6 protein-coding genes are annotated in these 8632 nt (G+C 62.4%); 5 read left to right on the forward strand and 1 reads right to left on the reverse strand.

Annotated elements, in window-relative coordinates; all coding sequences use genetic code 11:
- Positions 1-23: 23 nt before the first annotated feature.
- Positions 24-3422: a DUF3971 domain-containing protein gene (locus tag B5P46_RS33525; RefSeq protein ID WP_129422472.1), complete on the reverse strand. Its 3399-nt coding sequence runs from the start codon at positions 3420-3422 to the stop codon at positions 24-26.
- Between the two features lie 125 nt (positions 3423-3547).
- Here B5P46_RS33525 and B5P46_RS33530 point away from each other — a divergent pair, with 125 nt between their 5' ends.
- The 5 genes from B5P46_RS33530 (at position 3548) to B5P46_RS33550 (ending at position 8401) form a co-directional block, all read left to right on the forward strand.
- Positions 3548-4021, forward strand: coding sequence for a peroxiredoxin (locus B5P46_RS33530; protein ID WP_012757610.1), 474 nt, complete (start codon positions 3548-3550; stop codon positions 4019-4021).
- Positions 4018-4845 carry a ferritin-like domain-containing protein gene (locus tag B5P46_RS33535; protein WP_129422473.1) on the forward strand — a complete coding sequence of 276 codons (828 nt, stop codon included), beginning with the start codon at positions 4018-4020 and terminating at the stop codon, positions 4843-4845. The genes B5P46_RS33530 and B5P46_RS33535 overlap by 4 nt, the downstream gene beginning before the upstream one ends.
- Positions 4846-4949: 104 nt before the next feature.
- Positions 4950-6269 (forward strand): peptidoglycan DD-metalloendopeptidase family protein, encoded by a 1320-nt coding sequence (locus B5P46_RS33540; protein WP_129422474.1) that lies wholly within the window; start codon positions 4950-4952, stop codon positions 6267-6269.
- 138 nt (positions 6270-6407) lie between these two features.
- Positions 6408-7973: a DEAD/DEAH box helicase gene (locus B5P46_RS33545; protein WP_017960621.1), complete on the forward strand. Its 1566-nt coding sequence runs from the start codon at positions 6408-6410 to the stop codon at positions 7971-7973.
- An 8-nt stretch (positions 7974-7981) separates the two neighbouring features.
- Positions 7982-8401, forward strand: coding sequence for an NUDIX domain-containing protein (locus B5P46_RS33550; RefSeq protein WP_129422475.1), 420 nt, complete (start codon positions 7982-7984; stop codon positions 8399-8401).
- Positions 8402-8632: the final 231 nt, after the last annotated feature.

The following is an 8632-nucleotide window of genomic DNA, read 5'->3' on the forward strand; positions in this document are numbered from 1 at the left end:
TATTCGCGTCCGGCCTTTCCCTGCTACTGGAACTCAAAAATCTGCCGGAAGACGCCCGGCGCGATGATCGACAGCGGGTTGATCTGCAGGTTCGGCTGGTCGAACTTGCCTGTCAGCTTGAAGGTGATGCCGATCAGGCCGCGGTCGCTGCCATTGCCGAGGATGACGCCGATCAGCGGCAGTTCGGCGAACAGCCGGTTGAGGCCGTAGGCCGGCATGAAGGTGCCGGTCATGTCCATGTTACCCTTGCGGTCGCGCACGATGCCCTGGAAGGTTGCGCCGATCTGGTCACCGCGCAGCACGCCATTCTCAATACCGACCATGCCATTGCGCGAGACGACACGGGCAAAGCCGCGCTGGAAGCGCTGCGACGAGGTATCGATATCGCGCTTGACGGCTTCGTTGAGGCTGCGCTGCTCATTTCCGACCGGTGTCGAAACGATCGAGCGCAGGCGTTGTTCGTTGACGATCGCGAAGCGGCGCACATCGAGCGAGCCGTCCCAGCCGCCCTCCGCCCCCAGCCTGATCGCCAGATTGAGCAGGCCGCCCTGCATGTGCTGGTAGAGATCGGCGAAACGCGATACCGCGCCGGCATCGCCGCTGGTGATGTTGATGACGCCGCCGTCCTTCATCTGGCTGACCACGGCCTCGCCGCTGTCGGTAACGGCGGAAAAATTGAGTGCCTGCAGCCTGTCGCCGCGCAGTGATATTTGCGCCTGGAAATTGCCGACCTTCTCGTCGTTGAAGCCGATGACGTTTTTCAGCCTGGCGCGCACCGATACGCCGGTGTCGCCGGCATCCCCATCACCATCGCCGTCAGAGCCCGATTTCAACCGCGCGATGACCGGCCGCGCATCGGCGCTGTCACCGGAGACCGAGACGTCGAAATTGCCTTTGCTGCGCCTCACCGACAGAGCGAAATCGTCGAGCGAGGAGAGTTTGACGCTGTCGAAATCGGCCGAGATCAGCCCGCCCTTGCCAATGTTCAGCGATCCATTGGCGCCGAAACCGTCGCCCTTCAGCCGGAAGTTCTTGATCTGCGTATTGTCGGCTGGGCCTGATGTTTCAAATTCAGCCGTGGCGGCAATGCCGCTGCCCTTCGCCCAGCCGATCCAGGGCAGTTCGAGCAGCGACTTGGTGAGGTCGAGCTGGACGTCCTGCCGGTCGTCATCGATCCGTGTCAGCACCACCTTCACGCTGCCGCCGACAATGCCGGAGAGGCCGGGTATCAGCTTGTTGCGCTGGTCCTCGGAAAGCGTCGCGGTGATTACCCGTTGTTTGGCCGCTGTGTCGGATGCCTCGACCGGTTCGGTAAGATCGATATCGGCCGGGACGCCGTCGATCTGGGCTTTGGCGTCAAGCATGATTCTCTTCGGATTGCCGTTCAGCGTGCCGTCGAGATTGCTGATCATCCTGCCGGAAAACGGCTTGGCAAGATCGATATCGGTGAGTTTCATTGCCGCCGTCCATTCGGCAGGCGGCGGGTTTTGCGAGGAGAGCAGGCCGAAATGGGCCTTCACATTCGCCTCGATCCGGCCCTTGAGATCGTCGGGCGTAAAGCCGGCGCGCTGCAGCACCCGGATTGGCCGGTAGGTCAGAAGCTCGCCGACGGCGTCCGCCGCCCCGGAGACCGCGAGATCGATATCGGCCATCAGCGGTTTATCGTAGGTGGCGGGCAAGATGAACGTCCCCTGCCCGAGGCCGACCGACCGGCCGGAGGGGAAATAGGAGGTACCGCTCTTGATCGCGATCGTCGCAACCGGACCGGTCAGGTCGAAATGCGCTGACGTGTCGCGGATCGGCGGAATATCGCCGGCGACGTTCATCCGCGCGCCCGCAATGTCGAAGTCGATGCGGATCTGGTTGGCGTCGAGCTTCAATCCCTTGCCGCCAGCTGCCTCGTCCAGCCTGCCGAAGGGAATGAAGACGGAAATGGCGGCGTCGGTGACGGTGCCGCCGAAGAGATTGCCGTGCACCCAGGTGCGCACCTTGGGCGCCATCCAGAACGGCCAGAGCTGCTTGATCGCGATCGTCTGCAGCTGCGCCGACTGGCCGGCAAAGCTGATTTCCGGCGATTTGTCGCCGAGCTTGACGTGCAGTGATCCGTAGAGCGCGCCGAGCGGGCTGGAAACGGTCATGTTGGGAAACTGGAATTCGCGGCCAGCAACCATGTAACGCCCGGTCGCCTGGATGTCGAAGGACAGCGGTTGCTCGCCGGAGCCGCCGGGGGCTGCCGTGCCGCCGCTGACGAGCAGGTCGATGCCGAAGCCTTTGCCTGCCTGCGGGTCGAGCTTGTCGAGATCGATCAGCGCGCCATTGATGGGAAGCGTGGTTGCGCCGAACCGGGCGTTCGATCGGGCGATCTCGAGCGTCTGCTTGGCGAAATCGTAGACGAGATTAATTTGCCCGCCCGACAGCTGCTGCGGATCGCCATCCGCATAGATCTGACCGGGATCGATGTCGATCGTCGCCGCAAGCGCCGGCGGCACCCCATCGCGCGCTCTGGTGGCCGATACTGTCAGGTCGGCAAAGGCGCTGAGCCCCTGCCGTATCACGCCCTGATCGTTGCGTTTCAGCGCAAAGGGCGTGAGGTCGGCATGCTTGAGCGTCGCCACGACCTTCGACACGTGGCCGTCTTCTTTGTCGGCCAGCACGTCGAGCTCCGCCACCTCGCCATTGAGCGCAACTTCGCCGGTCAATTGCAGCGAGGACGGGCCGGCATGGGCAAAGACTAGATTGTCGATGACGAGCGACAGCGGACCATTGGCGGTATCGGCAAGCTTGATGTCGATGCCGGAGATACGCACCGAATTCGTCGAGCCGCGGGTCACGATGCTATCGAACATGTCGAACTGCGAGAAGATCTTCTCCATCGCCGCCGGCATGGCATCGATGCGCAGATCGTCGAGCTTGACGGGATTGCCGGAGGGCAGAAGCGCGGTATCGAGCGCGATATCCTCCGCTTCGATGTCCGCGACGGCGATGCGGCCGCGGAAAAGCTGCAGCGGATCGAGCCCCAGGCGCACCGAACCCGTCGTCGACAGGTGCTGGCCGCTCTCCTGGTCGATCATGTTGACGTTACGCGCTTCCAGCGCCAGCCGGAAATCCGAGGTGAAGCGGATGACGGTGGAACCGACCTCGGCGCGATAACGCGGTCCGGCCACCCCGTTCAGCGCCGCCTGCGCCTGCTGCGACAGCGGCTTGTCGAACATGCCGCTCTCGACGGTGAAAACGATGCCAGCGAGAATAACGAGGATCAGCCCCAGAAATCCGCAGGTCAGCTTCGCCGTGCGGCGCATCGGCGAACGCGGCGGCGGGCAATGAACGATGATCGGATCCTCGGCCTGGGCGGACGGCAAGCGGTCCAGCGCAACGATATCCTTCTTGCGAAACGTGACCTTTTCGCCGCGGATGGCTGACATGCGCCCTCGGGCTCTCCCTTTAAGTGAAGAATTGAACCCGGCCATGCTGGACGGGTATCCGTCCACTATATAATTCGGGGAGAGAAAGTGTCATCCACAAACCCGGCAAAAGAAAGGTTTTCCTAATGGCGGTTCCCGGCATCGGCGTCTCGGCCCCTGATTTCAACCTTCCCCGCGACGGCGGCGGCCGCGTTTCGCTGGCCGAATTCCACGGCAAGCCGCTCGTATTGTTCTTCTATCCCAAGGACGACACGACGGGCTGCACCGCCGAATCACTGGCTTTCACCGCGTTAGCAGCCGAGTTCGAAGCGGCGGGGGCTGCCGTCATCGGCATGTCGCCCGATTCGGCCGCCTGCCATGACAAGTTCATCAAGAAGCACCGTCTTTCGGTGGCGCTCGCTTCGGACGAGGAAAAGACGACGTTGCAGGCCTATGGCGTCTGGAAGGAAAAGAGCATGTACGGCCGCAACTTCATGGGCGTCGAGCGTACCACTTTCCTGATCCGCCAGGACGGCACGATCGCCACCATCTGGCAAAAGGTGAAGGTGCAGGGCCATGCCGAAACCGTGCTCGAGGCCGTGAGGAACCTGGCGGCGTGAGCGCGGATCTCACGATAAGCTCGCTGCGCGGCGGCGCCATCGATGCGATCCGGTCCGCCGATCTCGATCGCAAGACGGCGCTTGCGCAGGAAAGCGCCACCCGCTGGTTCGCCCGCCGGGTGTCGCTGCGCTCGCCGCTCGATGCAGCCCTGCCCGACAGGCCCGGCCGTCCTGACAAACCGGTGCTGACGCCGCCGACCCAGGTGGAGAAGCGCTCGCTGCATACGCTCAAAGGGCGGATCGCTCTGCTGCACGCCATCGCCCATATCGAGCTCAACGCCGTCGATCTGGCGCTCGATATCGTCGCGCGATTCGCGACCGAGCAGGTGCCGAATTCCTTTTTCGACGGCTGGATGCTGGTCGCCTTCGAGGAGGCGAAGCACTTCCGCATGGTGCGCGCCAGGCTCAACGATCTCGGTGCCGATTATGGCGATCTTCCCGCCCATGACGGGCTCTGGCAGGCCGCCCATTCGACGCGCAACGACCTGACGGCGCGCCTTGCCGTCGTGCCGCTGATTCTGGAAGCCCGCGGCCTCGACGTTACGCCGTCGCTGCAGGCGAAGATGCGTCAGACCGGCGATCTCGAAAGTGCTGCGGTTCTCGACGTCATCTATAATGACGAGAAAGGCCATGTCGCCGTCGGCGCCAAATGGTTCCGCTTTCTCTGCGCCCGCGAGAAGCGCGACCCGGCAAAGGCCTTCCAGGAGTTGGTGCGCGCCAATTTCCGCGGACCGCTGAAGCCGCCCTTCAACGACCTTGCCCGCGCCGAGGCCGGACTGACGCCGTCTTTCTACCGCTCGCTCGCATCGATCAGCTACGCCTGAAGTCACTGAAATTTATGATGTGACGACGACAACGAAAGCATTCATTAACCATAACGGTGTCTAATTTCCGAAAGAGGCGTAGAGCATCAATCGGGAGAGCCTGCGTGAACAGCGGACATCAGCACCGGGTATTCGGCAGGCGGGCGAAGGAACATATCCTCATCCTCGCAAGCGGCGACAAGGTCCGCCATATGACGGTCCGGCCATGGATGGCAGCACTTGCCTTCTGCTTCGTCGGCGTTTTCTCGATCGGCTACCTCCTGGCCACGTCCTATCTGGTGCTGCGCGACGACCTGATCGGCGCCACCATGGCCCGCCAGGCCCGCATGCAGCACGATTATGAAGACCGCATCGCCGCCCTCCGCGCGCAGGTCGACCGCATCACCTCCCGCCAGCTTCTCGACCAGCAGGTGGTGGAAGACAAGGTCGACAAGCTGATGGAGCAGCAGATGGCGCTGACCTCGCGCCATGGCAAGCTCGACAATCTGCTCGACCGGGCCGAAAGCTCCGGCCTGACGGAAAAGGACGGCGGCCCGCCTACGCCGTCTTCGCCCGTTCAGTCCTATGCACCCGATGTCGAGGATAAGCGCGCTTCGCTGAACCGTGGCGGCATCGAGGCGATCGAGAAACAGCTGGCGAGCGGCGCGCCCGCCGATGCGACGCCCGACAATTCGACGCTTGCCTATGTGCCGGCCACTGACACGGTCGGCGACCGTGCCGACCGCATCTTCTCCAAGGTGACGCTGTCGCTGAAAGATGTCGAACAGGATCAGCGCAGCCGTGTCGAACAGCTGACGAGTGATGCCGGCAATGCCGCCAATGCCATCGAGACCGTGCTGACCCGCTTCAAGATTCCGATGCCCGAGACCGCTGCCAGGAAAGACGATGACGATGCCGTCGGCGGCCCCTATGTCGAGCCTGAAAGCAACGACGGCTTCAACAATTCGCTGGCAGCGCTCGACGGCGCGCTGACCCGGCTCGAAGCGGTACGCAGTACCGCCGAATCCCTGCCCTTCCGCAATCCCGCTATCGGCAAGGAAGTGACCAGCCCCTTCGGCAATCGCCGTGATCCCTTCCTCGGTCGGCTCGCACTCCATTCCGGCATCGACTTTCGCTTTTCGCCGGGCGAAAGGATCCGCCCGACGGCGCCCGGCAAGGTGATTTCGGCCGGCTGGACCGGCGGCTATGGCAACATGGTCGAGGTCGATCACGGCAACGGCATCTCGACACGTTACGGGCATATGTCGGAGGTTCTGGTCAAGGTCGGCGACACCGTCGACCGCAACGACGTCATCGGCCTTGCCGGCAGCACAGGCCGCTCGACGGGCACGCACCTGCATTATGAAGTGCGCCAGGACGGCCATGCCGTCGATCCAGTATATTTCATGAATGCCGGCCTTAAACTCGCCACCTATATCAAGTAACTCCTGCCCGGTAACCAACGCTTCACTCTGCAATGGGTGCGGCGTCTCTATTTCTTGACTTGCCGGCCATTCGGGGCTATGTCGCGCTGCATTGCGGCATGCAATCCCGCCGACTCGTTCAGAGCTCGGCCGAACGGAATGGAAACAGTTTTCCCTTTGACGACATTTGCTGACCTTGGCTTGAGCCAAAAAGTGCTATCCGCTGTTACGGATGCGGGCTACACGATCCCCACGCCTATTCAGGCGGGAGCCATCCCGTTTGCGCTCGAGCGCCGCGATATTTGCGGTATCGCGCAGACCGGCACTGGCAAGACGGCATCCTTCGTGCTGCCGATGCTGTCGCTTCTGGAAAAGGGCCGTGCGCGTGCGCGCATGCCCCGCACGCTGATTCTCGAACCGACGCGCGAACTCGCCGCTCAGGTCGCCGAGAATTTCGAGAAATACGGCAAGAACCACCGCCTGAACGTCGCCCTTCTGATCGGCGGCGTTTCCTTCGAGGACCAGGACCGCAAGCTCGAGCGCGGCGCCGATGTGCTGATCTGCACGCCCGGCCGCCTGCTCGACCATTTCGAGCGCGGCAAGCTCCTGATGAGCGGCGTCGAGATCCTCGTCATCGACGAGGCCGACCGCATGCTCGACATGGGTTTCATCCCCGATATCGAACGCATCGCCAAGATGATCCCGTTCACCCGCCAGACGCTGTTCTTCTCGGCAACCATGCCGTCGGAGATCCAGAAGCTCGCCGACCGCTTCCTGCAGAATCCCGAGCGTATCGAGGTCGCAAAGCCGGCTTCCGCCGCGGCGACCGTGACGCAGCGTTTCGTCGCTTCGCACGGCAAGGATTACGAAAAGCGCGCCGTTTTGCGCGAACTCGTCCGCGCCCAGACCGAACTCAAGAACGCCATCGTCTTCTGCAACCGCAAGAAGGATGTCGCCGACCTCTTCCGGTCGCTCGAACGCCACGGCTTCTCGGTCGGCGCCCTGCATGGCGACATGGACCAGCGTTCGCGCACGATGACGCTGCAGAGCTTCCGTGACGGCAATCTCCAGCTTCTGGTCGCTTCTGACGTCGCCGCCCGCGGCCTCGATATCCCCGATGTCAGCCACGTCTTCAATTTCGACGTGCCGATCCATTCCGAGGATTATGTCCACCGCATCGGCCGTACCGGCCGTGCCGGCCGCTCGGGTGCCGCCTTCACTCTCGTTACCAAGCGCGACACTAAGTTTGTCGATGCCATCGAGAAGCTGATCGGCGAAAAAGTCGAATGGCTGAGCGGTGACCTGACGTCGCTGCCGCCGCCGGCAGAAGACAGCAGGGACAGCGAACGCCCGCGCCGCAACAGCCGCGAGCGTGGTGCCAGAGATGGTGCAGGCCGAGATCGTGCGCCGAGAGAGAATGGCGACAAGGATCGTGGACGCGGACGCGGCAATCGCGCCGCCGCGAGTCATAAATCTGATAACGACATACAGGATAATGGCGTCGACGTGATTGAAGCAGCACCAGTAAAGGCCGACATCGTGAAGAACGAGCGCAAAGCAGAGCAGAAGCCGCAGAACAACGCGCGCAACAGTAGGCCTTACCCGGCAAACGACGACAGCCGCGACCGCCGCCGCCATCGCGACCATGACGACGGCCCCACCCCGGTCGGCTTCGGCGACGATATCCCCGCCTTCATGCTGATCGCCGGCAGCGCCAAGGTCTAACCATTATCATGGGCAGGCCCGGCATTGATTTTCCGGGTCTCGGCGTTGGCCTGGTGATTCTGCGCGACGCCAGGATCCTTCTTTACAAACGCGTGCGATCACCAGAAGCCGGCTATTGGAATATCGTCGGCGGCAAGGTCGATCACATGGAGCCGGCAGAGACTGCCGCGCGCCGTGAGGCCGAAGAGGAAACCGGCCTGACGATCGGCCGCATCGAACGGCTTGGCGTGACCGAGCAGATCATCGATGCCGATCGCCAACACTGGATCTCGATTCTCTATCTCGCCCGCGACGTTGAAGGCGAGCCGCAACTGACTGAACCGGACAAGCTCTCGGATTTCGGCTGGTTTCCACTGACGGATTTGCCCGCGCCACTGTCGGCCTTCACCAAGGCGGCGATAGCAGCCTTGCCGCCCGGTGAACGCTAGAGCATTTCCGTTTTTCTCCGAATCACGGAAATGCTCTATCTCCTTGTTTTCACGCAATTCCGGACGCAAAACCGCTACGCACTTTTTGCTGGAATTGCTCTAGCTGTGAGCTTTCAGGAGGTTGTCCATTCGGAGCGGATTTAGGAGACTGGAGTTACCACACCTCAGTTTTCCAGGATCACTCCGAATGAACATCCATAAGAATGCCCGACTGACACCGTTGCGTCGAGA

Origin of the sequence: Rhizobium leguminosarum, from assembly GCF_004123835.1 — a bacterium.
Taxonomy (GTDB): Bacteria; Pseudomonadota; Alphaproteobacteria; order Rhizobiales; family Rhizobiaceae; genus Rhizobium; species Rhizobium leguminosarum_M.

Coding starts and splice junctions, on each gene's coding strand:
- B5P46_RS33525 (WP_129422472.1), bottom strand. CDS start 3,422: ATGTCAGCCATCCGCGGCGAAAAGGTCACGTTTCGCAAGAAGGATATC.
- B5P46_RS33530 (WP_012757610.1), top strand. CDS start 3,548: ATGGCGGTTCCCGGCATCGGCGTCTCGGCCCCTGATTTCAACCTTCCC.
- B5P46_RS33545 (WP_017960621.1), top strand. CDS start 6,408: ATGGAAACAGTTTTCCCTTTGACGACATTTGCTGACCTTGGCTTGAGC.
- B5P46_RS33550 (WP_129422475.1), top strand. CDS start 7,982: ATGGGCAGGCCCGGCATTGATTTTCCGGGTCTCGGCGTTGGCCTGGTG.